The sequence below is a fragment of the Nocardia sp. TBRC8007 genome, from assembly GCF_056629435.1.
The window spans coordinates 136,996-162,729 of sequence record NZ_JBWSOR010000008.1; the positions used below are offsets into that span (position 1 = coordinate 136,996).

Sequence of the window (25,734 nt, forward strand, 5' to 3'; positions counted from 1 at the left end):
CATGGTCGTCAGCTCTCGATCGGAATGACCACACCGGAGCCCACTGCGTCGACACGCGACCTATCCTTCAGGTCGACACCCGAGCGACCGAGCGACCGGGCACCCGCGACCAAACCCCCGACGATCCGCGCGGCCTGCTGGTAACTCAACCCCTCGGGCGGGTGGATGTTGGAGACGCAATTGCGGTCGGCGTCGGTGCGTCCGGGCCGAGGCAGATAGGTCAGGTAGATCCCCAGACTGTCGGCAACCGACAAGCCAGGACGCTCCCCGATCAGCACAACCACCGTTGCCACCCCCATGGCCGCGGCGATGTGATCACCGAGCGCCACCCTCGACTGTGTAGCGATCACCGGCGGGGCCAGACGATAGTGTGGCGCGAGTTCCTCGACGAGCGCGACCAATGTGGCCTGTCCGTGGTTGTTGAGCGCGCGCGGTGAGAGACCGTCGGCGAGCACGAATCCGATATCGGCATCCGAGCTGGGGAGAGACTCGAGCGAACCCTGGGCCGGTAGCCTTCCCAGATCCGGTCTGCGCAAGTACTCAGCGCGGTCTCGGGCTCGGCTGCGGACGTGCCCCGCAACGCCGAAACCGGCCGCATCCACCCGCTCGACCAATACAGCCACATCCAACGGCTGATGAACAGCGTCGCGCGCGGCCGCATGCGCGGCGCCGAATTCCAACAGACGTCTTGTCGGCAATGCGTCGCCAGTGCGGCCGAGACCGATTCTCGCTTGGGTCGTGCGACGGAGTTCCTGCCAGAACGCTTGCGTCGCGGCATCTCTCGGTGAGATAGCTTCCGGCATCGGCCGCTGGTCCTGCGAGCTCATCGAGTGGTCGCTACAGCGCGTAGCGGCGAGGCGAGCGGTTCCATCGGAAGCACCCGCCCATCCGCGGCAACCATGCCCAAGCCGGCCAGCCACGCCTCGAATTCCGGGGCAGGGCGCAGGTCGAGCACCTGTCGGACATACAGTGCGTCGTGAAAGCCGAGGCTCTGATAGCCGAGCATGATGTCGTCGGCACCGGGAACTGTGATGACAAAAGCGCAGCGTGCCGCGCCGAGCAGAGTCAGTAGCGTGTCCATGTCATCCTGGTCGGCTTCGGCATGGTTGGTGTAGCAGACGTCCACCCCCATCGGCAAGCCGAGCAGTTTGCCGCAGAAGTGGTCCTCCAGCCCAGCGCGGATGATCTGCTTGCCGTCGTAGAGATACTCCGGACCGATGAAACCGACCACGGTATTGACCAACAACGGGTCCAGCTCGCGTGCCACCGCGTAGGCTCTGGCCTCCAGAGTCTGCTGGTCGACGGGAAAACCGCCGGTCCCCCAGTGTGCGTCGGCCGATAACGCCGAACCCTGTCCGGTCTCCAGATACATGACGTTGTCGCCGACCGTGCCACGGCCAAGAACACGGCCTGCCTCGTTCGCCTCGCGCAACAGGGCGAGATCAACCCCGAACCCCGCGTTCGCGCCTTCGGTGCCCGCGACGGACTGGAACACCAGGTCTACCGGAGCACCCGCCTCGATCAAGCCGATCGTGGTAGTGACGTGCGACAGCACACACGATTGGGTGGGAATGCCGAAGCGCATGCGTACCTCGTCGAGCAAGCGCAAGAGTTCGGCAGTGGTCTGTGGCGAGTCACCGGCAGGGTTGATGCCGATCACCGCATCGCCACAGCCGAGCAACAGTCCGTCCAGTACCGCGGCGGCGATACCGCGCGGATCATCGGTGGGGTGGTTGGGCTGTAAGCGGGTGGCCATGGTTCCCGGCAAGCCGATGGTGGTCCGGAAACCGGTGGTCACCTCGGCGGCGCGAGCGACCGCGATGAGATCCTGATTGCGCATGATCTTGCTGACCGCGGCGACCATTTCGGGCGTAAGTCCTGGCGCGATCGTGCGCAGTACGACTGCCGCGTCCTGGTTCGCGGCGACGGCCAACAACCAATCCCGTAAACCTCCCACAGTCAGATGGGCGATCGGCGCGAACGCACTGCGATCATGAGTATCCAGGATGAGCCGAGTGACTTCATCGGTCTCGTACGGCACCACGGGGTCGAGCAGGAACTCGGTGAGTGCTACCTCGGCCAGCGCCCATTGGGCGGCGGCGCGCTCGGCGTCGGATTCCGCGGCGCAACCGGCGAGCTGGTCGCCACTGCGTAGTGGGGTCGCCTTGGCCAGGAGTTCGACCAGACAATCGAAGCGATAGGTGATCCCGCGTAACGGCTGGAGGTAGCGGCTCATTCCAGATCCTCCCTCGGCATGGGCGAGTATCGCGAACTCCATGTCCGGCGAGCTCACCATCAGACGATGGCGACTATAGAGGCCAAGGTAAGCCATGCGGCCACAGAAAGCCATGAGTGTCCTGCCCGCGGCCACCGAGTCGGCCAGGAAGTCGAGTCGGCCAGAAGTGAACGCTGGCCAGAAGTGAACACTACCGCGACGCACGCGACGACGAGAGCCGCTCCCTCCACCAGCGCCGAGCGCCACGACCAGAAGATTTCCGGAAGCCGACAACGTTTCCGCACCGAGCGCGGCTATCACGCCAACAGCACCACGGTGCCGGTGGCAACTCGATCACGTTCGCGCGGCAGACTTGCGGAATGGTTTCCTCGTCCTCGGCTTCGCAAGGGTGGCGGTCACCCTGGACGCAGACCATCGAGCTACGCACCGAACTCCACAAGAGATGGGTATGGCTGCGCCACCCCGGTCTTGTGCGGCGAATCCTGCCCGCACTGCGAGCACAGCTGGGAGCTGCCCCCGCCAGCACCGCATATGCGTTCACGGTCTTCGTCACCTGGTGGACGCTGCGTGGGGTGGGGGAATCAGTGGAGCGCAGGTTGATCTTCTCGGCTTCGACCAATCTGCACAATATGCGACACAACCCGGTACAGGTGCTGGTCGCCTCGGCATTCTGGACCGGGGGCGACTTCCCCTGGACTGCCATTGCCGGCTTGCTGGTCGTCATGGCGTACGCGGAGCGGTGGCTGGGCACTGCGCGGTGGATTCTATTGTTCACAATCGGACATATCGGGGCGACGCTGCTGACTGTCACCGGCATCGCCTACGCTATCGACCGCGGCCTCATACCACTGCGGATCGCTGTCGCCACGGATGTCGGTACCAGCTACGGCTTCTCGGCCGTCCTGGCGGCACTGGCATTTCGGCTCCGTGGCGTGGCACGGCTGGTATGGGCGACGGTGACTGTCATCGTGTTCGGCACCGCGTTGTACCTCGATCCCACATTCACCGACTATGGCCATCTGTGTGCCGCCGTGATCGGCTTGGCGACCGGCACAGCCGCGACCCTGTTCTGGCGCCGAGCCGATCGCACTGCCGTTCAGCGGGCCGAGGAAACACGAGACTGATCAGGACACTACGGCTGCGGGATCGGTGACACGGCCACGCGGCCCATGACGCGATCCAACACACGAAGGCGAAAACCGCTCCGCGCTCGATCAAGGCCGAACGCAGTTCTCGTCACAGCTCAACCGTGCGTCAATATCTTCGCGGCGGCCTCGAGCCCTTCCGGGGTACCGACGACTACGAGCAGGTCACCGGTAGTGAAAATGAAATCGGGGCCGGGTGAGGGGTGTAGTTGCCCTGCCCGCATCACCGCGACGATGGAGGCCTTCGTGCGGGTACGCATCTCGGTCTCCCCCAAAGCACGCCCGTAGTAGGGGGAGTCCGCACTGATAGGGAGCTGGCGGGTGGTGATCCCGGGCAGGTCGCGGTGATCGTCGTTGAGCTTGGCGACCAGCTGTGGCGCACCGAGCAGGTTGGCGAGTACCGCCGCCTCGTCGGTGGTCAACGGGATCTGCGCGGCGCAGGCATCGGGATCGTCGAGCTTGGAGACGATCAGATCGATATCACCATCACGATGCGCGACCACGCCGATTCGGCGACCGGATCGGACTTCGAAGTCCTTGCGGACACCAATTCCGGGTAATGCGGTGACATCCACGTTCACGCTCTCCAGATTAACCGGATGTGCGGATCGGTAAACGGTTCGGTCATCACTTCGACTGATGGCACTTCAGCCGAGGACATGGCCCGGTATCTCACAAGGCTTGTCAGCGCTGACCGAACGTGGCGACCAGGTGCCACTGCGGTGACGGTTCGGCGTGCTGTCGGCGATATACTCAGCGCCATTCTTCCGACGCGAGAAGGCAGTGTGACGCAAGAAGGCAGTGTACGGTCACACCACTTATCAGTGCGGACTGGGCACAATGGTCTGGCGAACACGCGCGAGCGCACCGCCGCGCTCGCCGGAAATGTCCGTGCCGGAATGGTTTCCGGCAGCCGAGAAGTGCTCGCCCAGCTGTCGCTCGGCTGCACGAGTGCGTCATGGTGATCCGGGTAGCGATCGCGGCTCTCGTGTCATCGAGACACACTGCGTCGCAACCGGGTCCGGCTGAATGGCGCGAACGCGCCGAACGGAACGCGAAGGGCTCGGCCATCTCGGCGACGGCCTGGCCGACGCGTAGATCGCGCGCAAGCTGTTCATCAGCGAGACGATGGTCCGAACGCACATCCCGTGAATACCGATAGAACTCGACGTACGATCGCGGGCTCGGACTGCCGTCGTGGCGCGCGAGTTTCGCTACTGGTGGTCACACGACGAGCGGAGCGAATGTTCCGTCCGAGCCAGGCAGGTAGCGTTCGACAGCGACAACCGCCCCCACTGGCAGTGGGCCATACAGGTGCGGGAAGAGCATCGACTCCGGATCGTCTGGTTCGCCGGGCTCCCACTTGATCGGCGACTCCACGCGGTTCGGGTCGATGCACAACAACACCAGATCGCGCCTGCCCGCGAACAACCGATTGGCGGGCACGTGTACTTGGTACGGCGCCGACAGATGGATGAACCCTGCCACATCCAGCGAAGGCGCGCGATATCCATCTGTTTGCCGAGCGGAAAGCCACTCGTCCGAAGTACATAGGTGAACAAGCGTGTGAGTGTCGTAGATCACGGGTAATCTCCCGGTAGACAACTGGATCGGCCGATCGAGATATGATCGAGTGCTCTTCGAGAGCTTGGCCTGTGGAACTCACTTGTAGTGATATCCCTGGTCATGTTATCGAAAACACACTGCGTCACTCGTGGGAACAAAGTCCCCCGTCCCGAACGTCTGACAGAGTAGTCGTACCCCTGCTGGGAAGTAGCGGTAGCGAGCTCGTGGTGAGTGACCACGGGCCCCACACCAGGCAAACGGTCAACCCGACCGGGAGCCAGGACGGAGGAGTCATGCCAGGAACCCTGACAAGCACCCCACTGACCGCGGTCGACCGCTGCGACCGCTGCGGGGCGGCCGCCCGGGTGCGCGCCGTACTGCCCACGGGTGGAGAGTTGCTCTTCTGCCAGCACCACGCGAATGAACACATGGATCGGTTACGCGAGCTGGACGCCGTGATCGACACGGAGTCGGCTCCCCAGCTCTGATCCCGCTCCTCGCGTCCTGAGACAACAACATCGGACAACAGAACACCGTTTCCTCCGGCAGCGGGCGACCCACAGGTCGTCCGCTGCCGCGGTAGTCGGGAGCACTACCCGGCTACTTCCGGCGCAAGGCGGCGATGCGCTCGCCGAGCTGTTCGGCGGTGGCCAGCGCCGTGGGCGGACCACCGCATTCGCGGCGCAACTCACCGTGTATCACGCCGTGCGGTTTACCAGTGCGATGGTGATGCATCGCCACCAAGCTGTTGAGCTCTCTTCGAAGTTCACTCAGCCGATCGGCGGTGGCGACACGTTCCGCAGCGGCGGCCACCGCAGGCCCCAAGCCCGGTTCGGTGACGACCGTACTACGGTCGGCCACCTGCCTGGCCTGCCGCTCACGAAGCAGGGCGCGCATCTGCTCGGCATCGAGCAGTCCGGGTATACCCAGGTAATCGGCTTCCTCGTCACTCCCGGCCAAGGTGGCCGTACCGAAGGAGGATCCTTCGTATATCACTCGATCGAGTTCGGCATCCGCAGCCAATGCGACAAAAGACTTCTCCGCTTCGCCTGGCTCGTCCTTCTGCTTGTTCGCCTCGGTCAGCAGTTCGTCTGCGAAACCATTCTTCTCACGGTGGGGCTTACCGATGACATGGTCACGCTGCACCTCGAGCTGCGCGGCCAGATCCAGCAGTATCGGCACCGAGGGCAGGAACACGCTCGCGGTTTCGCCCGGTCTACGAGCACGGACGAAGCGACCGATCGCCTGGGCGAAATACAGCGGAGTGGATGCGCTGGTCGCGTACACACCAACAGCGAGGCGCGGCACATCCACGCCCTCCGAGACCATACGCACCGCGACCATCCACGGCTGCGTGCTGTTGCCGAACTCCGCGATCCGATTCGAAGAGGAGGGATCATCGGAGAGCACCAGCGCCGGCCGCTCACCCGAGATATGTTCCAGCAAATCGGCGTAGTCGCGAGCCCGGTCCTGATCGGTGGCGATCACAAGTCCACCGGCATCGGGCATACCGGAGGCTCGTTTCTGGCGCAACCGGGTGTCGGCGGCGCGCAGCACTGCGGCAATCCAGTCGCCTGCCGGATCCAGCGCAGTGCGCCAGGCTCGGGCAATCTGGTCGACGCCCAGCGGCTCGCCGAGACGCGCGGAGTACTCCTCCCCCGCACTGTCGCGCCAGTGCGCCTCACCGGAGTACGCCAGGAAGACCACTGGCCGCACCACGCCGTCGGCGAGAGCCTCGGCGTAGCCATAGGAATGGTCCGCACGTGATTTGGGGAAGCCTGACTCATCAGGCTCGTAGACGACAAACGGAATCCGGCTGTCATCGCTGCGAAACGGAGTTCCGGTCAGCGCTAGGCGGCGGGTAGCGTCGCCGAACGCCTCTGCTGTCGCATCACCCCAGCTCTTGGCATCGCCCGCATGGTGGATCTCGTCGAGAACAACCAGCGTACGGCGGTTTTCAGTGCGCACTCGATGCCGGGAAGGATGTGCGGCGACCTGCGCATAAGTGACGACAACCCCCTGGTAGTCACCCGACGTACCACCAGTTGTATTGGAAAACCGCGAGTCCAGCGCGATCCCGCTTCTGGACGCGGCCCTGGCCCACTGATGCTTGAGGTGCTCGGTCGGCGCGACCACCGTGATCTGGTCCACGGTGCGGTCGGCCAACAGCTCCGCAGCCACGCGCAGCGCGAACGTGGTCTTCCCCGCCCCAGGAGTGGCCACCGCTAGGAAATCCCGCGGCTTTGTCGCCAAATACTTCGTCAACGCCCGACGCTGCCAGGTACGAAGCCTGGCCGTGGTGACATTGCCCGCGGTTTTCGAATCGCCCAGCGTTTCCACTTCTCCCACCGCAGCAGCGCCACCCGAGCCAGTCACGCAGACGACCCTAGCGGTCCGGTACGGCGTGTCGCCAAACCGGCGCAACCCACACGATAGGCATCACACGCTGCCGACCGGAACACCGACGACCCGCCCATACACGCCGGTACCGCGCCTCCGCGCCGTGATGTCGGTCCGCGAAGTTCGCAATGTCCGGATCCCGACCTCAGTCACCCTTACGCAAGCCATCGTAAATCTTCTTACATTCCGGACATACCGGAGAACCAGGCTTGGGCGAACGGGTCACCGGGAAGACCTCTCCGCACAGTGCGACCACATGAGTGCCCATCACAGCGCTCTCGGTGATCTTGTCCTTCTTCACGTAATGGAAGAACTTCGGGGTATCGTCGCCCGTTGTCTCGTCGGTCGTCGCATCAGGACGAACCATGGTGTCGGTGCTCACGCATTCCATGATGCCGCATCAAAGGATCGGAGACCTACCGCGGTGTATGCGCGGATGCTCCACTAGTGGAAGACTCAGAGGTATGCAGCAGCACGGCGACTCCGAATCCGCCGACGGCCCCGACCGCGCAGAGCACCCCGACGTGACGATGCCGACGCAGCCCCACCGTTACTCCGGATACTTCCCAGGAAACGACGACAAACACCCAGCTCTGATCACAGCGGCGGCACCTTCTCTGGAGGATCAGCAACGCGCCCGCGTGCGCCGATACACGCTTATCATGGCGTTCCGCATTCCGTGCTTGATCCTCGCCGCGATCGCCTACAGCGCATTCGGAAATCCGCTGCTTTCCATCCTGATCATCGTCGCGTCCGTCCCGCTGCCCTGGATCGCGGTGCTGATCGCCAACGACCGCCCGCCCCGCCGCAAGGACGAACCCAGCCGATGGGATCGGCCGCGCACCGCCCTCGAGTCCGGGCCGCGTAGGGTCATCGAGAGCTGAGCCGCCGCCACGCCCACCGGATCCACCGCTGCTGCCTCGGATCTTCCTTGCCGTCCCGTGATGGTGCGCCACCATCGCTCGCCCGATATCCGGCAGGCCGACACACCACTCGCCGGAACACTGTGCCTTGCTCGACAAGCTCGGTGAGCAGACCTAAGGTACTGCGGGGAACTGGACAGGAGCGAACATGATTCGGTGGATCTGGATCTTCCTGGATCGTCCTGCGCAACGCTTCGATGATTGCGCGAGGTTCTGGTCCGCCGTCACCGATACTCGGCCTTCGCCCCGCCGCGGCGCGAACGACGAGTTCCTCACCCTCCTGCCCGACCCAGCGCTGTTCGCCACAGCGAGTGCCAAAATGCAGGCGGTGACCGGCCTCGGCGGCACGCACATCGACCTCGATGTCGAGGACATTCCAGCTGCTGTCCGTACCGGGCTCGACCTCGGCGCCCAGCTGGTCGCCAACCACCCGGACTATGCCGTGCTGCGTTCCCCCGGTGGACAGAACTTCTGTTTCACTTCTTACGGCCGAATTGTGCGCACGCCCGGACCCGCCGTACGCGGTCCCGACGGCACGCTGTCGCGCCTGGATCAGATCTGTCTCGATATCGGCCCTGCCGATCATGAGGTCGAAACCCATTTCTGGACATCGCTGACCGGCTGGACCTATCAGCCCAGCGGGCGACCCGAGTTCGCCTGTCTGCGCGCCGAACAGCAGCTGCCCGCGCAGCTGATGTTGCAACGTCTCGACGAGAACCGGCCCGCCGGCGCCCACGTCGACTTGGCCACGAACGATATCGAGGCCACCGCCACCTGGCATGAAAAGCTCGGGGCGACCGTGCTCCGGCGCTATGAGCGCTGGATCGTCCTGAGCGACCCGAGTGGCACACCGTACTGCGTCACCGCCCGAAATCCCAACGGTCGCTGAATCGCCTTTCCGGCTGCCGTCGCGCAGGCCTGGTGTGCGGCTTCGTCGCTTCCTGGCGCATTACCGCAGTGGGGGCTGGTCCATGCCAGTTCTTCGCAGTGGCACAGTAACCGATGTGCCTATGACGAACCGATCAACCGCCACCGGATCGCTGCTCACCGCACTGTGTCCGGACCTACGGATCGCCCTGACCAAAGTCGGCTACGATGCCGACACACTGTTCGGGGTACTCGGTGACGCGCATGCGGCACTGGGGCGCGGTGAGCCGGTTCCCGTGCGCCGCGCAGCACGAAGGGCAGGTGAGCTGGGCACGCTCATCCGCCTGCTACTGCTCGGTGACGCGCTGCCCGAATCGGAGGTAGCCGCCGCGCTAGCGCCGGTGGATCTCGATCGCGCGGTCGCCGCGGGCCTGCTGGACCGCACCGGCACCGATGTACGGGCCGCACTCGACCTCCGGCCGTTGGACACGGGTGCGGGTACACGGTGGATCCTGTCCGACCTGGACAACTCGATGCGTCGGCGCACATTGACCGAAAACCACGTGCTCGGTGTCGGCCATGCCTCGCTCTCGCTACTGCGCGCCACGCCTACCCGTCCGGTGAACACCGTGCTCGACCTCGGCACCGGTTGCGGAGTCCAGGCGGTGCACGCCACCTCCTACGCTGAGCGCGTGACCGCCACCGACGTCAGCGCCCGTGCGCTCTGGCTGGCCGAAGCCACTGCCACACTGAACGAGCTGGACATCGAACTGGTCGAAGGCGCATGGTTCGAACCGGTTCGGGGCAGGCGCTTCGACCAAGTGGTGGCCAATCCTCCGTTCGTGGTGGGTCCGGCCCGGATCGAACACACCTATCGCGACTCCGGACTCGCGCTCGACGGCGCAAGCGAGTTGGTGATCTCGCAGGTCGCGGACCTGCTCGCCCCGGGGGGCACAGGAACGACACTGGCCGCATGGGTGCACGTCGAGGGAGAAGACTGGCGCGGGCGAGTCTCGTCCTGGTTGCCTGCACACGGTGTCGACGCCTGGGTGCTACAGCGCGATATCGCCGACCCCGCCCTCTATGTCGGCACCTGGTTGCGCGATGCGGGCTTGGATCCGCGCGAACCGGCCGTTCACGCCCGTGCGGAAAACTGGCTGGATGCCTTCGAAACCGCAGGCGTCGAAGGCATCGGCTTCGGCTTCGTCTACCTACGCGCCACCGACGAGCCGACCGAATTGATCGCCGAGGACCTCACCCACAGCTTCGATGACCCGCTCGGTCTGGAGGCCGTCGGGTATTTCGAGCGCTCGGCCTGGCTGCGGGCCGTGGCAGCGAACCCTGATCTCGCTTGGTCCGCGCGTTTCGCGGTCGACAAAGCGACCGCCCTGCAGCGGGTGTATCTGTCGAGCCAGGACGGCTGGGCGCCCGAGGTAGTGCGACTGCATCGTGGCGACGGCCCGCGCTGGCAGCACGAGGTGGACGAGACCATCGCCGCACTACTGGCAGGAATGCGTGCCGACGGTATGCCGTTACGTGAACTGGTCGAACTACTGGCGCTCGCCCATGGACTCGCCGAAGTGACCGACGAATTCGCGGTTGACGCGCTGGCTGTGGTTATCGGACTGGTGCGGCATGGATTTATCCGGCCGGTGTAGTCGCACGGCACTCACCAGGCCTCGGCCAGAGGTTGTTCCGCGCTCCGGTCGCTTCTCAGGAACTTCTCAGACGATAGTGGATAAAGCCGCAGTTCAGAGCGTTTTATGCCTGCGGTAGCGGGGAACTTTCTTCCTGTCGGGTCCGTTGATCGGAGTGAGACACCACCGACAGGAGGCAAGTCATGACAAGCCCCGCCACAACTCGTGTGCGCGCCAGCGATTCGGACCTCGATGCCCAGAGCCCCGCCGCCGATTTAGTACGTGTGTACCTGAATGGGATCGGACGGACGGCACTGCTCACGGCTGCCGACGAGGTCGAGCTGGCCAAGCGCATCGAGGCGGGCCTCTACGCGAAGCATCTGTTGGAGACCGGGAAGCGGCTGTCGGCCGCCCGCAAGCGGGATCTGGCCATCATCGTGCGCGAAGGCCAAGCCGCAAGGTCACATCTGCTCGAGGCCAACTTGCGACTTGTTGTCTCACTCGCCAAGCGTTACACCGGCCGCGGTATGCCGTTGCTCGATCTCATCCAAGAAGGCAACCTCGGGCTGATCCGGGCCATGGAGAAGTTCGACTACGCCAAGGGCTTCAAGTTCTCCACCTACGCCACCTGGTGGATCAGGCAAGCCATCACCCGCGGTATGGCCGATCAGAGCCGCACCATCCGCCTGCCCGTCCACCTCGTCGAGCAGGTGAACAAGCTGGCAAGAATCAAACGCGAACTGCATCAGCAGCTGGGCCGGGAGGCCACCGATGAGGAACTGGCCACCGAATCAGGCATTCCGGTCGACAAGATCTCCGATCTGCTCGACCACAGCCGCGACCCGGTGAGCCTGGATATGCCGGTGGGTAACGACGAAGAGGCCCCGCTGGGTGATTTCATCGAAGACTCCGAGGCGACTTCGGCCGAGTCGACGGTCATCGCAGGACTGCTGCATCACGATGTACGTAGCGTGCTTTCCACCCTCGATGAACGAGAACAGCAGGTCATCAGACTTCGTTTCGGTCTGGACGACGGTCAGCCACGTACCTTGGACCAGATCGGCAAGCTCTTCGGCCTCTCCAGGGAGCGGGTGCGCCAGATCGAGCGAGAGGTGATGTCGAAGCTGCGCAAGGGAGAACGAGCCGACCGGTTACGGGCTTACGCCAGCTGATCACCACCGCCAACTGATCACCACTGCGGCATCGAAGCCTTTCGTAATTCGTAAACAGCCCCGGGTTGAGCTCGATGAGCCTGCCACAGCGATCACCCCCCGCTGTCCGGGCCGTGCTGAGCCCGCCCCTCCGGGCTCAGCACGGCCCGGTCGGCGAATTGTCCCGACATTCTCACCCCAGTCGGCGTGGCCCGGAATCGAACCGGCTCGGCTCCGGGCCGATACGTCCACGCGCGTAGACGATTTCGGCCGAGTTCGGCGAGGCCAGCACGGGGTCGAAATACAGATCCCGCATCTCCGGCAGATCATCGAAGAGGGCCGAGATGCGCTGGGCCAATGCAGCGAGAGCGGCTTTGTCGACGCGCGGACTCGCCGGTGTCCCGGACAGCAAGGGCGCGGCGCGTGGAGCGTCGATCAGCGCGGTCGCCTCGTCGGTAGTCAGTGGCAACGCCCGGTAGGCACGATCGCCGAGGAGTTCGATGATCGGGCCGGAGAGGCCGAATTCGATCACCGAACCGAAAGAAGGATCATCTTGCACGCGCAAGATGCAGCCGACCCCTTTGGTCGCCATTTTCTGGATGTGCAGAACAGGATCGCCACACAGCGCGGCCAGGTCGACATACCCTTGCCGCACCGCTTCCGGTCGCCAGAGATCGAGTCGAACGCCGTTCAGATCCGGTCTGATCCGCCATAGTTCACCAGTCGCCTTGGCCGCCACTGGATAGCCCAGCTCCTCCGCTGCAGCTACCGCCTCGTCCACAGTATGCACTTCACGGAACTCCACGATAGAAATGCCATAGCAAGCAAGCAACTCCACAGTCTCCAAGTCAGTGAGCCAACGACCGCCCGATCCAGCCATCCAGTCCGATACCAACCTGCGGGCGCGGTCGGTATTCATTCCATGCGGCCGTACTACTGAAGAGATGGGTCTGGTCCGCCATTCGGCATACCGACACACCCTGGCCAGTGCCCGCACGGCACGCTCAGGATCGGGATACGATGGAATCCCTCGGACCGCGTCGACACCAGGACCACGCACCGCGAGCAGGTCAGGGGTCCCGTGCGCAGCGACGAAGGCGGTGAGAATCGGCTTCTCGACACTGGGCACGATGGCAGCCGCCGTGCGGATCGCATCGGCGAACTCGGCGGTCGGCGACGGTACCGGTGGTGCGAAAATAACGATGACGGAATCGACCTCGTCCGAACGCAAAGCCGCGACCAGCGCATCCAGATACGCGCCCGGCGTCGCCTGAGGCCCTAGATTCACCGGCTCCGCGATCTGCAGCCCTTCGGCTCGAGCCGCGCCGATGGCCAGCCAACTGAGCGCCGCACTGTTGCCGACTACTGCCAGCCGCGAACCACCTGGCAGTGGTTGATAACCGAGCAGAGCGGCGCAGTCGAAGAGTTGAGCGATCGAATCGACTTGGACTATGCCCGCCTGTGCGAACAGGTCCCGGACGATCGAACGATCCATATCCCCTGCCGATTGAGCCGTCAAGCGGCCACTGCTCACTGCGACAATCGGCTTGCTCCTGGCCATCCGGCGCGCGATCCGGGAGAATTTGCGCGGATTGCCGAAACTTTCCAGGTACAACAACACCATATCGGTACTCGGGTCGCTGTCCCAGTACTGCAGCAGGTCGTTGTCGGAGACATCGGTGCGACTACCCGCTGACACAAATGTCGACAAGCCGAGATTGCGCGCCGCGGCCTCGACGAGAATGGCCGAACCCAATGGCCCGGACTGGCAGAAAAATCCGATTCGCCCCCGCGCGGGAAGCACCGGAGCCAAAGTCGCGTTCATGGCCACTGCCGGGTCGGTATTCGCGATGCCGAGCGCACTCGGTCCGACCACCCGCATCCCGTGACCGCGTGCGGCGGCGATCAACTCGCGTTCAGCCTCGACACCGCCCTGACCGGTCTCAGCGAATCCAGCAGTCAACACCACAAGCCCTTTGACGCCCTTGGCCATGCAGTCGTCGAGCACCGACGCGGTCGCCGCAGGGGGCACCGCGATCACTGCGAGGTCGATCTCATCCGGGATTTCCCGCACGGTTGCGTACGCGCGCACCCCGCGCACAGACTTGTGATGCGGGTTCACTGGGAATATCGGTCCTTGAAAAGCACCCGACAGCAAGTTGGCCAGCACAACTCTACCGATCCGCCCGGCAGCAGGGGTGGCGCCGATGACCGCGATCGACCGCGGGGCCAGCAAATTGCCCACGCTTCGTGCTTCAGAAGCACGCTCGCGCGAATCACGCACCGACAACAGCGCTTCGGTTGGGTCGATATCGAACTCCAGATGCAGGACCGATCCGTCTCTGCTGCGCGCGACCTGATAGCCCGCGTCGCGAAAAACTGTCACCATCACGCTGTTCTCCGCGAGCACGTCGGCGACAAAGGTTTCGATCTTGTTCTCGGCAGCGGCGCCGGCCAGGTGTTCCAGCAGAATCGAGCCCAGCCCTCGGCCCTGGTGCCCGTCTGCCACCACGAATGCTACCTCCGCGGCCCTCGGCCCACCTCGATTCAGCAGCTCGTAGCGGCCTACCGCCACGATCGCCTCGCCCAGCTCCAGCACCAGACCGACCCGATCGTGGTAGTCCAGATGCGTGGTCCGGTAGAGCTCCCTTGGCGAGATCCTCGGGTATGGACCGAAATACCGTAGATACCTGGTGCGGTTGGACAGCGTGTGATGAAATCGCCGCAGTCGTTCGACGTCGTCAGGGGTTATCGGCCGCAGTCGCACGACGCCACCATCGGAAGCCAGCACGTCGGCGAACCAATGCTGCGGTGGAGAAGGCGGGTGGGCTGGAGTGCCCAGCATGTCGGGAAAGTCAGTCACGAGGGTCCTCCGGGTCCAGACCCAGCAGCCCGAAAGTCGCCCGGCGGGTGGCCAGTACCGCCAGATCGACAGCACGACGAATGCGGTCGAGCTGTGTATCGCCGAACTCTCCGCCGTCAGGGCCATCCCAAGGGCGGTAGGCGATGTCCCCGCCATCACTCATGGTGTGTGGCGGATCTGCCCGCGGCGCCGCGACCCGGATTGTCTCGATCCAGCTCTGTGGGATCGATGTCGCCGGGTCGATATCGCGGTCCAGGACGATAGCCAGCAAATGTGCCCAGGCTCGCGGCACCACCCGGACCAGACCATATCCACCGCCCCCTACAGCCAGCCAGCGTCCTTCGGCGTACTGGTCGGCGAGCTCTCGCATGGCACGGAAGGCCGCGCGTTGGCCGTCCACAGTGAGCTCCAAATCGGCCAGAGGGTCTTCCCGGTGGGTGTCGACACCGCACTGACTGACCACGATCTGTGGCCGGAAAGCCGCCACCGCGCCGGGGACTACCGCGTGGAAACCACGCAACCACTGTGCATCTCGGACGCCAGGCACCAGCGCCAGATTGATCGATGTCCCCTCCCCCGCTCCGGTACCGGTCTCCTCTGGCCACCCGGTGTTGGGCCACAAGGTCGCGGGATGTTGATGCACCGAGATGGTCAGCACTCGCGGATCGTGGTAAAAGGCCCGCTGCACCCCGTCTCCGTGGTGTACGTCCACATCGATATAGGCAATACGGTCGAAACCGTGGTCGAGCAACCAGGAGATGGCCACGGCGACGTCATTGTAGATACAGAATCCGGCAGCCGAATCGGCCTGTGCGTGATGCATGCCGCCGCCGATACTCACCGCACGTTCAGTGTGGCCTTCCGCGATCTCACGGGCCGCGGCCAAAGTACCGCCGACGATTGTGGACGCCGCCTGATGCATGCGTGGAAATACCGGATTGTCCGCGGACCCCAGACCATAGGGCGGTGCGATGAGCGAACCGATCGGTTGCACGGCGTGTTCGACCGCGTCGAGATATTCAGGCGTGTGGATACGCAACAGATCCGCTCGTTCCGCGGCAGCGGGCTCGAGCAGTTCGACCCCCTCCAGTAATCCGAGACCGCCCGCGAGCGCCATGGTGAACTCGAGGCGCGCCGGCTGCATAGGATGCTCCGGGGTCCAGGTGTAGTCCAGAAACCGCTCAGTCCAGACAACGGCGCCCGGACCGCTCCTACCGGGTGAAGCCGCCGCCGGGGATTCGCCGCGCGGTGCAGTGTCCATGCTCGCAACGCTAGTGGGAAGCGCAGGACTCCGCGCAACGTTCGTATGCAGTACAAATACAAGCGACAACGGTCACGACCGCTTGCCGGGTATCGGGTGCCGGCGGAGAAGACGCGCGCAGCGCGGAACGACACGATCCGGCACACAAAAGTGCCGTCGTTCGTAGGTAGAATCCGTGCCGACGAAGGGGTAACAGGTGAAGGATCTGGTCGATACCACGGAGATGTATCTCCGTACCATCTACGATCTCGAGGAGGAGGGCGTGGTGCCTCTGCGTGCCCGAATCGCCGAGCGCCTCGAACAAAGTGGCCCGACAGTGAGCCAGACCGTAGCGCGGATGGAGCGCGACGGTCTGTTGCTGGTCGCAGGAGACCGTCATCTGGAGCTGACCGAGAAAGGGCGCAGTATGGCGGTCGCGGTGATGCGCAAACATCGGCTGGCCGAACGACTGCTCGTCGACATCATCGGACTCGACTGGCAGAACGTGCACGCGGAGGCCTGCCGCTGGGAGCACGTGATGAGCGAGGACGTCGAACGCCGTCTGGTCGAAGTGCTCAACCACCCGACCACGTCCCCCTACGGCAATCCCATCCCCGGCTTGGACGAGCTCGGCATCATGCCGAGGACCGCCTCCGAGGAGAAGCTGGTGCGGCTGTCGGATCTACCACACGACAAGGTACACGCTGTCGTCGTGCGCAGACTCGCCGAACATATCCAGGCCGACCCGGAGGTCATCGGCCGGTTACGGGAAGCGGGCGTAGTGCCCGACGCGCGCGTTACAGTCGAGACCAAGCCGAACTCGGTCGTCATCACCGTACCGGGTCATAGTGGTTTCGAACTGTCGGATGAAATGGCCCACGCCGTTCGGGTGAAGCTGGTCTGACGCGTGAAACTTCTGGTCACGGGAGGCGCTGGATACGTAGGGGGAGTCTGCGCGCAGGTGCTGTGCGAGGCCGGGCACGAGGTGATCGTGGTCGACGACCTGTCCACCGGCAACGTGGATGGAGTTCCTTCCGGTGCTCGGTTCGTCGAGGGGGATGTGGCGGTGTCCGCACCCACGCTGTTGAACGCCGAACCCTTTGACGGTGTCTTGCATTTCGCGGCCCAGTCGCTGGTCGGTGAGTCGGTACAGCAGCCGGAGAAGTACTGGCACGGCAACGTGGTGAAGACGTTCGAACTGTTGGAGGCGATGCGGCGAACGGGCACACCGCGTCTGGTCTTCTCCTCCACGGCAGCCGTCTACGGGGAATCGGACCAGATACCGATCACCGAGGATGCCCCGACCAAGCCGACCAATCCATACGGTGCGTCGAAACTGGCCATCGACCATGCCATCACCTCCTACGCAATCGCGCACGGACTGGCCGCGACCAGCCTACGATATTTCAATGTCGCGGGCGCCTATGGTGCTCTCGGTGAAAACCGGGTTGTGGAAACACATCTCATTCCATTGGTGCTGCAGGTCGCGGCCGGACACCGTGAAGCGATCTCGGTCTTCGGCACCGACTGGCCCACTTCGGACGGCACAGCGGTTCGCGACTACATCCATATCCTGGACCTCGCCCGAGCCCACCTGCTGGCACTCACCACCTCGAAAGCAGGTACCCACCGGATCTACAACCTCGGTAGCGGCACCGGATTCTCCGTGCGCGAGGTGCTCTCGGCTTGCGAGCGCGTCACCGGACTGCCGATCACGGCGCGAGATGCCCCACGCCGCCTCGGCGATCCGGCGGTACTGATCGCCTCCAGCGAGCGCGCCATCACCGAGCTCGGCTGGCGTCCGCGACACAACGACCTCGATGAGATCGTCACCGACGCCTGGATATTCCTGCAGTCACTGGGCTCCCGCGCACACAGCGCGAAGTAACCGGCTCCGCAGCTCGGCAAAGTCCCGAATACAACGATCCAGGACCTGGCTGCCGCTGAAATATGCGTCCGAATCGGTATAATTCGGCCGTGCCTGCCTACTATGACGCAGGCGTACCGAGGTCGATGCCGAGGCCCGCGGCGATCCGGTAGCCGCTACGGGCGAGTCGACGCACCTGGTCCGGACGCATGCCGAGACGCAACGCGTTATCGAGCAGCGCCGCCATCGTATGTCCCGGCTCCTCGTCCAGTGCGGCCTCGAGCGCGATACCCGCGAACGGGCCGTCGCCGCGAACATAGGCGCTATAACCGAGCAAAGTGGCTGCTTCGGCGCGATCGATGCCGGAGAGCGCGCGAGTCAGCATGCCCCACAATGTCTCGGCCGCGTCGGCGTGATCACCGACAGTCAAGGCGAACATCATGTCGCGGACAGTTCTAGCACGAAGGGCAACAGTAATTTTCGCGAGTTCTGGCGCCATGAGCACAGCACCGGACTCGACATTCGCGATCTGCCAAAGGACGCCCTCCAATGCCTGCCTGCTATATCCATTCGGATCGCCACGACGCACGGCGAGCGCGTACTGTTCATGGGCCAGGGCAAGCGCGTTCTCCAGACATGCCGCCACCTCGGTGCGTTTCTGCGGATCAACGGCAACCAGCTCGACGAGCTCGGATCGCGGGCCGCGAATCGGCCTACCGTCCAGCACGTGCGTCACCGCCACCAGCGAGGCGGCCGGATCCCGGAGCGCACCACGGCGTTCCGGACCGGCTAGCGTCCACCAGTGCTGCCCGGCCTCGATCGTGCGCACCGCCCATACCCCGCCCAGCGTGATGTCGCATGCGGCCAATCGCCGACCGAGCGCGCCGGTCAGCGCAGCGCCGAGATGCCCATCAGCCGGCTTCTCCGCAACACAGTGCCGCGGGTCCTGGTCGCCTTCCGGTGCACACATACGATCGTCGACAATCACCGCTAGCACCTCCTTAGCTCCGTCCTGCGCACAGATCCGCACCAGGGCAGCGGCCTGCGTGTCTACCGGCGCCCTCCCACCACCAGGTGAATCCAGATCGAACCGCACTACCGCATCGACCACCGCAGCGCCGACGACTCCGTGCCGCAGGACGAACACCACCACCGACCGCTCCGGCGTGAACCCGAGCATCGCGGGGACGGCGGTAATCAGATCCCCTGGATCATCCACGCGAACAGTGCGCTCCGGTGACTCCCGGGCGAAAGGCGCTGGATTGTCACAACACCGGACTTTTCGAGCTCGGGCCACGGCGGTATCTGAACCAGGACGGCCGGAACTCGGACAGGCCCTCGTGCTTCCGCTGCGTAAGAGGAGACGAGGCGCATTACCGCGGCCCGCACGCTCGGCATCGATTGGTTCAGGGACGGGAGAAGGTGTCGCGGAAATGGTCATGCCACTAGCCTCCCCATCTCCGTCCTCGGCTCCTGAGTACCGACCTGGCAATTCAGCCGACCTGGGGAATGCGCTGCGCACTGTGCATCACTCCCCCACGAGACTGTCGGGACTCGAGAACTGTCGGTGGCGCCTGCTATGATGCCACCTCGGACTGCTGACCAAGTGTGCGCCCGCTATCTTTCCCGCACTTTCCGCACAGCAGTGGAGAACAACGCATCCAGCGCCGCGGAATCCGGTTCACCCTCGGCGAAAGACATGTACGTCACCGAAACCCGCACATCCCCGATTCGACCGATGCGTGTCCACATCGACCTGATCAGCCCGGCACCGCCCGACGCGGACCGCACAGTCCTGTGCAACGCCACAACGTCGTCAGCAGTGACCTGCGGTGGCGAATACAACTCGGTCGTCACGATAGTCGTGGTGCCGGCACGGTTGACGCGCACCGATCCACATTCGGTCAGCCTGGCGCGCAACGCGGCCGAAGGCTCGTCGGTACGCGCCAATTCAATGGTCAACGTGGCCCGCGTGACGTCGTCCGAGCCGACCGCCATCACCATACTGCCCGATCGGAAGCCCCGCTCCGCAGGCGCGCATCGGCTGGGTCTCACCCGCGCACCCCGACCCATACCGTCCAGATCTCCTGCCGCCTGAGCCACTGCGGGCTGTGGCAACACCACCGCCGCATACGACGCGGGAAACTGCGACGGATCCGGCAGCAAAGCCGTCAGTTCCGCATCCACGTGCTGTGGCACGGCCGTAGGCGCCGCTGAGACCGGATACCCGGACACAGTCGACCCACATCCGGCGAGCGACACCACACCCATGCCGAGTACGGCACAGCCGAACTGTCTGCGTATCGAATCCGCCACGGTCACTCACCTACTGTGCCAAGGTCGGGCACCCCGTCTGCGACGCCACACCGCGGAATCGGGAATGCGCAGGCTGGTGCCGTTGTTGAGGTGAGGAACGAGCAATGCCAGGCCGTGTGCGATAACTGTCGGCGGTATGGGGGACAATGGATAGTGGTCCCGTTCCGGACGACCGCTCGGCGCGTGCCGTTGCCGGCGGCAAGATCGGGCAGGCGGCGGCGCTTGCGCGTGAGGTGCATGTCCGGGCCGCAGGAACCGCGCAGGAAGGAGTACGCGATGGACTACAAGTCGCGAATGTACGAACTGGAGTTCCCCGCTCCCCAATTGTCATCTGCCGACGGCTCCGGCCCGGTCCTGGTGCACGGACTGGAAGGCTTCACCGACGCAGGCCACGCGGTGCGACTGGCCACCACGCACCTGCGTGAGAGCCTCGAAAGCGAGTTGGTCGCCTCGTTCGATGTGGACGAGCTACTGGACTATCGGTCACGTCGCCCACTCATGACCTTCAAGTCCGACCATTTCTCGGATTACGCCGAGCCGGAACTCAACCTCTGGGCAGTGCGCGACACCGCGGGCATCCCGTTCCTGTTGCTCGCGGGTCTGGAGCCGGACCTGCGGTGGGAAAGATTCACCACCGCGGTGCGCCTGCTCGCCGAACAACTCGGCGTACGCCGCAGCATCGGTCTGAGCGCGATCCCGATGGCGATCCCGCACACCCGACCGCTCGGAATCACCGCGCATTCTTCCGATCGCGACCTTATCTCGGAGCATCAGCGCTGGCCGGGTGAGCTCCAGGTGCCTGCGAGCGTGTCGTCTCTGCTCGAATTCCGGTTGGCCCAACACGGCCATGAGTCGGTGGGCTTCTCGGTGCACGTCCCGCACTACCTGGCGCAGACCGCCTACCCTGAAGCCGCGCAGACTCTGCTGGAGAACGTCGCGGACAATGCGGGTCTGACGATTCCGCTGGCCGCGCTCGGCGAGGCCGCCGCCCGAGTACGCGAGCAGGTCAATGAGCACATCGCGGGCAATGCCGAGGTGGAGACCGTCGTACAAGCGTTGGAACGACAGTACGACAGCTTCGTCACCGCCCAAGAGCAGCAGTCGAGCCTGCTGGTCGGTGACGGCGCGCTGCCCAGTGGTGAAGAACTTGGTGCCGAATTCGAGCGATTCCTCGCCGAGCACGGCGGCTACAACGGCGAAGACAAAGGCGAACGAGGCTGACTCAGAGGCGATCCGGTCGCCCCCACGCGTACACTCGGCAGCGAGGCCGTAGGGTGATGGGAGTGGACCTGACCGAACTGCTCGACATCCCGGGAAACGACGCTGACGCGCTCTACGAGTCGTTCGGGATGTGGGCCGCCGAACAGGGCACCCCGCTGTATCCGGCTCAGGATGAAGCGTTGCTGGAGTTGGCCTCCGGAGCCAATGTCATCCTCGCCACACCAACCGGTTCCGGAAAGTCTCTGGTCGCGCTCGGCGCGCACTTATTGGCCCTTACCCAAGGCCTGCGCACATATTACACCGCTCCGATCAAGGCACTGGTGAGCGAAAAGTTCTTCGCGCTCTGCGAAGTGTTCGGCGCTGAGCGCGTCGGCATGGTCACCGGCGACGTCGCAGTGAATCCGGAAGCGCCGATCATCTGCGCTACCGCGGAGATCCTGGCCAATCTGGCGCTGCGGGAGGGCGCGGACGCCGACGTCGGCCAAGTCGTGATGGACGAATTCCACTTCTATGCCGAACCCGACCGCGGATGGGCCTGGCAGGTGTCGCTGGTGGAACTACCCCGCGCCCAGTTCCTACTCATGTCGGCAACCCTCGGCGAGGTAGATTTCTTCGCCGACGATCTGCGGCGCCGCACCGGCCGCTCCACCGCGATCGTCGCGGGCACCGAACGCCCGGTGCCGCTGAGCTTCTCCTATGCCCGCACCCCTATCACTGAAACTCTCGAAGAACTGGTCACCACCAACCAGGCCCCGGTGTACGTGGTGCACTTCACCCAGGCTGCCGCGATCGAACGCGCACAGGCGCTGACAAGCATGAACTTCGCCACCCGCGCCGAGAAGGACGCGATCGCCGAAGCACTGGGCGAGTTCCGGTTCGCCGCGGGCTTCGGCAAGACCTTGTCGCGATTGATTCGACATGGTGTCGGGGTACATCACGCGGGCATGCTGCCGAAGTACCGACGCCTGGTGGAGCGGCTGGCCCAGGAGGGTCTGTTGAAGGTGGTATGCGGCACAGACACTCTCGGTGTCGGCATCAATGTGCCCATCCGCACGGTCCTGCTGACCGGCCTGACCAAGTTCGACGGTGTGCGCACCCGCAGATTGAAGGCCCGCGAGTTCCACCAGATCGCCGGCCGTGCGGGCCGGGCCGGCTACGACACCATGGGCACCGTCGTCGTGCAGGCACCTGAACACGAAGTGGAGAACACCCGGCTGCTCGCCAAAGCCGGTGACGACCCAAAGAAACAGCGCAAGGTACAGCGGCGCAAACCTCCAGAAGGGTTCGTCTCCTGGAGCGAAGAGACCTTCGACCGCTTGGTCGCGGCGCAACCTGAGCCGATGGTGTCGCGCTTCACCGTTACCAACGCCATGCTGCTGAACGTGATCGCCCGGCCGGGCGACTGCTTCTCCGCCATGCGCCACCTACTCGAAGACAACCACGAGCCTCGTCCCGCCCAGCGCAGGCATATCCTACGCGCCATTCGGCTCTATCGGGCATTGCGCGACGCCGGAGTAGTGCAGCAGCTGGCTGAACCGGATGAGCACGGTCGCCGCGCCCGCCTGACCGTCGACCTCCAACGCGACTTCGCACTCGACCAGCCGCTGTCACCATTCGCGCTGGCAGCGCTGGAACTGCTGGACAAAGACTCCACGAGTTATACCCTCGACGTGGTGTCGCTCATCGAATCCACCTTGGAAGATCCGCGTCAGCTGCTGATGGCCCAACAACACAAGGCGCGTGGCGAGGCGATCGCCGAGATGAAAGCCGACGGCATCGACTACGACGAGCGGATGGAGCTGCTCGAAGAGGTGACCTGGCCCAAACCGCTGGCCGAACTGATAGAACCGGCCTACGAGACCTACCGGGCCGGGCACCCTTGGATGTCGGAGTTCGCACCTGCGCCGAAATCGGTGGTGCGAGACATGATCGAACGCGCTATGACCTTCACGGAGCTGATCTCCTACTACGAGTTGGCCCGCTCCGAGGGCGTGGTGCTGCGTTATCTCGCGGATGCTTATCGCGCGCTGCGACGCACAGTGCCCGATTCCGCGCGCACCGAGGAACTCGACGACATCACCGAATGGCTCGGTGAACTCGTCCGTCACGTGGATTCGAGCCTGTTGGACGAATGGGAACAGCTGACCGACCCCGGTGTGGAGGCAGACACCGATCAGCTCGCTTTCGGCGCGGAGGCGGTGCGCCCGATCACTGCGAACGAGCGCGCCTTCCGCGTCATGGTCCGCAACGCTATGTTCCGCCGCGTCGAACTGGCCGCCCTGCGACACTGGGACGCCCTTACCGAACTGAGCCCTGGCCTGGACTGGGCCGAGGCGCTCGCGGACTATTTCTCAGAGTACGAACGGATCGGAACCGGGCACGATGCCAGAGGCCCGCAGTTGTTCCAGTTGGAACGAAGACCGGGATTCTGGCGGGTGCGGCAGGTGCTCGACGATCCGGCAGGTGATCATGGCTGGTCGATCGACGCGGTGGTCGATCTCATCGAGTCCGATGCCGCGGGCGAGGTCGTATTCGACGATGTCTCCGTGTCCGCCTACTGAGCCGACACCGTCCTCCGGTCCCGCACCCTTACAGATCACCGATCTTGTCCAAGGTCGGAACGGCTTCGGCGAATCAAGGATTCGACGGATTCGTTACCGGATAAGAACCGCTGACGTTATCCCCGCTGCCCTAGCGAAAGATTCCGCTATGCCCGAATCACCGTACCTTGTCATCCAACCCGAACGTGCGCGAGAGAACTTCCGCATGCTCGATACCGCGCTGTCAGCGCACGTAAGCACCGCGACGACGATTCGCTTCGCCGTCAAGGCCAGTCCGGTGCCCGAGCTGCTGAGCCTCCTCGATGAGGAGGGCGCGGAATTCGACGTCGCAGGTATCGGCGAGATCGATCTGTGTCTGCGGCTCGGGATAGCGCCACAACGGTTGTGCTACGGAAATCCCATCAAGAAGACCGCCCACATCGCTCAGGCTTACGCCGTGGGTGTACGCCGCTTCGCCTTCGATACCGAGGACGATCTCCTACGTATCGCCGAGCATGCACCCGACTCCGAAGTGGAGTGCCGCTTCCTCGCTCCAGTTCCACAATCGCCTACCCCGTTCGGCACGAAGTTCGGCTGCACCCCAGGTGAAGCGGTACAGCTGCTGATCAGGGCCAGGGACCTCGGGCTCGCCGTCGCAGGACCTTACTTCCACGTCGGCTCACAACAACTGGACCCCGACGCCTGGCGAATCGGTATCGAACAGGCCGGCCAGATCGTCGAGGCATTGGCGCGGAAAGACATTCGGACCGACACGGTGAATATCGGTGGCGGGCTACCGATCCCCTATGCCGACTCCACACCCACACTCAATGAGATCGCCGGGGTGATCGGGCACGCCGCAGCAGAATTCCTTCCCGACAATACCGGGTTGATCGTCGAACCCGGCCGAGCTCTGGTCGGTTCGACAGGCACCATTCACGCCGAGATCGTCAGCGTCCGCACCGCGCCGGACGGACGACGCTGGATATATCTCGATATCGGCCGCTACAACGGAATGGCAGAAACCGAGAACGATCACATCTCCTACCGTTTCGTCACCGACCGAGACGGCGATCCCATCGACGAGGCAGTAGTAGCCGGTCCGACCTGCGACGGCGACGATGTCCTGTACCAATGCACGCGAGTCCTGCTACCCACCACGTTGCGAGCCGGTGATCGCATTCGAATCCTCGATACCGGCGCCTATACCGCGAGCTATTCGTTGGTGTCCTTCAATGGTTTTCCGCCCTTGACCGTTTACGTCTCGGGCTCTCAGCACGAGTGAGTTCGCCTGATCCACGGCCACTTCCGAGATCCTCACCATCTGCGCTTCAACCTGATTTCAGAACAAAAATTACATGAATACGGATGTGTCGCCATAACGATACATTCGGAGACAATGGCAATACCATTTCGTATTTCCGCAGTGATCATTTCGATCTCGCACAAAGTTAACAATCGGTGATAGATTCGCCATTGATGCCAGAGCAGAGAGGCTGTCTGGCACAAATTGTTGCGTTGCCTTGCGTCCGAGAATTCCGCCACCACAATCGGAATATGGATGCGGCATGTCTTCTTGTCCAGGAGTCAATGTGTCTGATATTGCGATTGTTGGTATCGGTTGCCGTTATGCCGGTGGTATCGAGTCTGCGGAGTCGTTCTGGGATTTCGTGATCAACAAGCGGGATGGGGTGCGGGAGGTTCCGCCTGAGCGGTGGGATTGGCGGCGTTTCTATGATCCGGACAAGCGGACGCCGGGTCT

At 64.0% G+C, this 25,734-nt stretch carries 22 protein-coding genes; 12 read left to right on the forward strand and 10 right to left on the reverse strand.

The window, feature by feature from the left end; translation table 11 throughout:
• Window positions 1-8 precede the first annotated feature (8 nt).
• Complete coding sequence (gene eutC, locus ACX4ZE_RS10525) at window positions 9-827, reverse strand: ethanolamine ammonia-lyase subunit EutC (RefSeq protein ID WP_480273163.1); 819 nt, start codon at window positions 825-827, stop codon at window positions 9-11.
• Window positions 824-2,236, reverse strand: coding sequence for an ethanolamine ammonia-lyase subunit EutB (locus ACX4ZE_RS10530; RefSeq protein ID WP_480273164.1), 1,413 nt, complete (start codon window positions 2,234-2,236; stop codon window positions 824-826). The genes eutC and ACX4ZE_RS10530 overlap by 4 nt, the downstream gene beginning before the upstream one ends.
• Window positions 2,237-2,595: 359 nt before the next feature.
• Between ACX4ZE_RS10530 and ACX4ZE_RS10535 the strand changes: the two genes are divergently transcribed.
• The gene (locus ACX4ZE_RS10535) at window positions 2,596-3,360 is read left to right on the forward strand and encodes a rhomboid-like protein (RefSeq protein ID WP_480273165.1); all 765 of its coding nucleotides are present in this window, start codon (window positions 2,596-2,598) and stop codon (window positions 3,358-3,360) included.
• A gap of 119 nt (window positions 3,361-3,479) precedes the next feature.
• Here the strand turns inward: ACX4ZE_RS10535 and ACX4ZE_RS10540 are convergent, their stop codons facing one another.
• Together ACX4ZE_RS10540 and ACX4ZE_RS10545 are read right to left on the reverse strand one after the other, a co-directional pair.
• Window positions 3,480-3,962 carry a cation:proton antiporter regulatory subunit gene (locus ACX4ZE_RS10540; protein WP_480273166.1) on the reverse strand — a complete coding sequence of 161 codons (483 nt, stop codon included), beginning with the start codon at window positions 3,960-3,962 and terminating at the stop codon, window positions 3,480-3,482.
• Between the two features lie 643 nt (window positions 3,963-4,605).
• Window positions 4,606-4,965, reverse strand: a complete 360-nt coding sequence (locus ACX4ZE_RS10545; RefSeq protein ID WP_480273167.1) for a DUF952 domain-containing protein — start codon at window positions 4,963-4,965, stop codon at window positions 4,606-4,608.
• A 275-nt stretch (window positions 4,966-5,240) separates the two neighbouring features.
• Between ACX4ZE_RS10545 and ACX4ZE_RS10550 the strand changes: the two genes are divergently transcribed.
• The gene (locus tag ACX4ZE_RS10550) at window positions 5,241-5,435 is read left to right on the forward strand and encodes a DUF7455 domain-containing protein (RefSeq protein ID WP_480273168.1); all 195 of its coding nucleotides are present in this window, start codon (window positions 5,241-5,243) and stop codon (window positions 5,433-5,435) included.
• 112 nt (window positions 5,436-5,547) lie between these two features.
• Here the strand turns inward: ACX4ZE_RS10550 and ACX4ZE_RS10555 are convergent, their stop codons facing one another.
• The gene (locus ACX4ZE_RS10555) at window positions 5,548-7,296 is read right to left on the reverse strand and encodes a DEAD/DEAH box helicase (RefSeq protein WP_480273190.1); all 1,749 of its coding nucleotides are present in this window, start codon (window positions 7,294-7,296) and stop codon (window positions 5,548-5,550) included.
• Between the two features lie 196 nt (window positions 7,297-7,492).
• Window positions 7,493-7,729 carry a DUF3039 domain-containing protein gene (locus ACX4ZE_RS10560; RefSeq protein WP_480273169.1) on the reverse strand — a complete coding sequence of 79 codons (237 nt, stop codon included), beginning with the start codon at window positions 7,727-7,729 and terminating at the stop codon, window positions 7,493-7,495.
• Between the two features lie 148 nt (window positions 7,730-7,877).
• On the opposite strand from ACX4ZE_RS10560, the gene ACX4ZE_RS10565 reads away from it, so the two are divergent.
• The 4 genes from ACX4ZE_RS10565 (at window position 7,878) to ACX4ZE_RS10580 (ending at window position 11,946) form a co-directional block, all read left to right on the forward strand.
• On the forward strand, window positions 7,878-8,231 hold the full coding sequence (locus ACX4ZE_RS10565; RefSeq protein ID WP_480273191.1) for a DUF3099 domain-containing protein: 354 nt from the start codon (window positions 7,878-7,880) through the stop codon (window positions 8,229-8,231).
• Between the two features lie 187 nt (window positions 8,232-8,418).
• A complete protein-coding gene (locus tag ACX4ZE_RS10570; protein WP_480273170.1) occupies window positions 8,419-9,159 on the forward strand; it encodes a VOC family protein in 741 nt (246 codons plus the stop codon).
• Window positions 9,160-9,280: 121 nt separating this feature from the next.
• Entirely contained in the window at window positions 9,281-10,795 is a 1,515-nt protein-coding gene (locus tag ACX4ZE_RS10575; RefSeq protein ID WP_480273171.1) for a DUF7782 domain-containing protein, read from the forward strand.
• Between the two features lie 182 nt (window positions 10,796-10,977).
• Window positions 10,978-11,946, forward strand: a complete 969-nt coding sequence (locus ACX4ZE_RS10580; RefSeq protein WP_480273172.1) for a sigma-70 family RNA polymerase sigma factor — start codon at window positions 10,978-10,980, stop codon at window positions 11,944-11,946.
• Between the two features lie 172 nt (window positions 11,947-12,118).
• Here the strand turns inward: ACX4ZE_RS10580 and ACX4ZE_RS10585 are convergent, their stop codons facing one another.
• Both ACX4ZE_RS10585 and ACX4ZE_RS10590 read right to left on the reverse strand, forming a co-directional pair.
• Window positions 12,119-14,770, reverse strand: coding sequence for a bifunctional acetate--CoA ligase family protein/GNAT family N-acetyltransferase (locus ACX4ZE_RS10585; RefSeq protein ID WP_480273192.1), 2,652 nt, complete (start codon window positions 14,768-14,770; stop codon window positions 12,119-12,121).
• A gap of 10 nt (window positions 14,771-14,780) precedes the next feature.
• Window positions 14,781-16,049, reverse strand: a complete 1,269-nt coding sequence (locus tag ACX4ZE_RS10590) for an acetoin utilization protein AcuC (protein WP_480273173.1) — start codon at window positions 16,047-16,049, stop codon at window positions 14,781-14,783.
• A 196-nt stretch (window positions 16,050-16,245) separates the two neighbouring features.
• On the opposite strand from ACX4ZE_RS10590, the gene ACX4ZE_RS10595 reads away from it, so the two are divergent.
• On the forward strand, window positions 16,246-16,932 hold the full coding sequence (locus ACX4ZE_RS10595) for an iron-dependent transcriptional repressor DtxR (protein ID WP_480273174.1): 687 nt from the start codon (window positions 16,246-16,248) through the stop codon (window positions 16,930-16,932).
• 3 nt (window positions 16,933-16,935) lie between these two features.
• Complete coding sequence (gene galE, locus ACX4ZE_RS10600) at window positions 16,936-17,916, forward strand: UDP-glucose 4-epimerase GalE (RefSeq protein WP_480273175.1); 981 nt, start codon at window positions 16,936-16,938, stop codon at window positions 17,914-17,916.
• A 100-nt stretch (window positions 17,917-18,016) separates the two neighbouring features.
• Here the strand turns inward: galE and ACX4ZE_RS10605 are convergent, their stop codons facing one another.
• Together ACX4ZE_RS10605 and ACX4ZE_RS10610 are read right to left on the reverse strand one after the other, a co-directional pair.
• Window positions 18,017-19,114, reverse strand: a complete 1,098-nt coding sequence (locus ACX4ZE_RS10605) for a DUF4192 domain-containing protein (protein WP_480273176.1) — start codon at window positions 19,112-19,114, stop codon at window positions 18,017-18,019.
• A 398-nt stretch (window positions 19,115-19,512) separates the two neighbouring features.
• Window positions 19,513-20,217: a sensor domain-containing protein gene (locus tag ACX4ZE_RS10610; RefSeq protein ID WP_480273177.1), complete on the reverse strand. Its 705-nt coding sequence runs from the start codon at window positions 20,215-20,217 to the stop codon at window positions 19,513-19,515.
• Between the two features lie 270 nt (window positions 20,218-20,487).
• Between ACX4ZE_RS10610 and ACX4ZE_RS10615 the strand changes: the two genes are divergently transcribed.
• The 4 genes from ACX4ZE_RS10615 to ACX4ZE_RS10630 all read left to right on the forward strand — a co-directional run.
• Window positions 20,488-21,432 carry a proteasome assembly chaperone family protein gene (locus tag ACX4ZE_RS10615; protein ID WP_480273178.1) on the forward strand — a complete coding sequence of 315 codons (945 nt, stop codon included), beginning with the start codon at window positions 20,488-20,490 and terminating at the stop codon, window positions 21,430-21,432.
• A gap of 62 nt (window positions 21,433-21,494) precedes the next feature.
• The gene (locus ACX4ZE_RS10620) at window positions 21,495-23,993 is read left to right on the forward strand and encodes a DEAD/DEAH box helicase (RefSeq protein WP_480273179.1); all 2,499 of its coding nucleotides are present in this window, start codon (window positions 21,495-21,497) and stop codon (window positions 23,991-23,993) included.
• Between the two features lie 148 nt (window positions 23,994-24,141).
• Window positions 24,142-25,257: a type III PLP-dependent enzyme gene (locus ACX4ZE_RS10625; protein WP_480273180.1), complete on the forward strand. Its 1,116-nt coding sequence runs from the start codon at window positions 24,142-24,144 to the stop codon at window positions 25,255-25,257.
• 283 nt (window positions 25,258-25,540) lie between these two features.
• The coding region (locus tag ACX4ZE_RS10630; RefSeq protein ID WP_480273181.1) for a beta-ketoacyl synthase N-terminal-like domain-containing protein at window positions 25,541-25,734 on the forward strand (194 nt) is incomplete at its 3' end.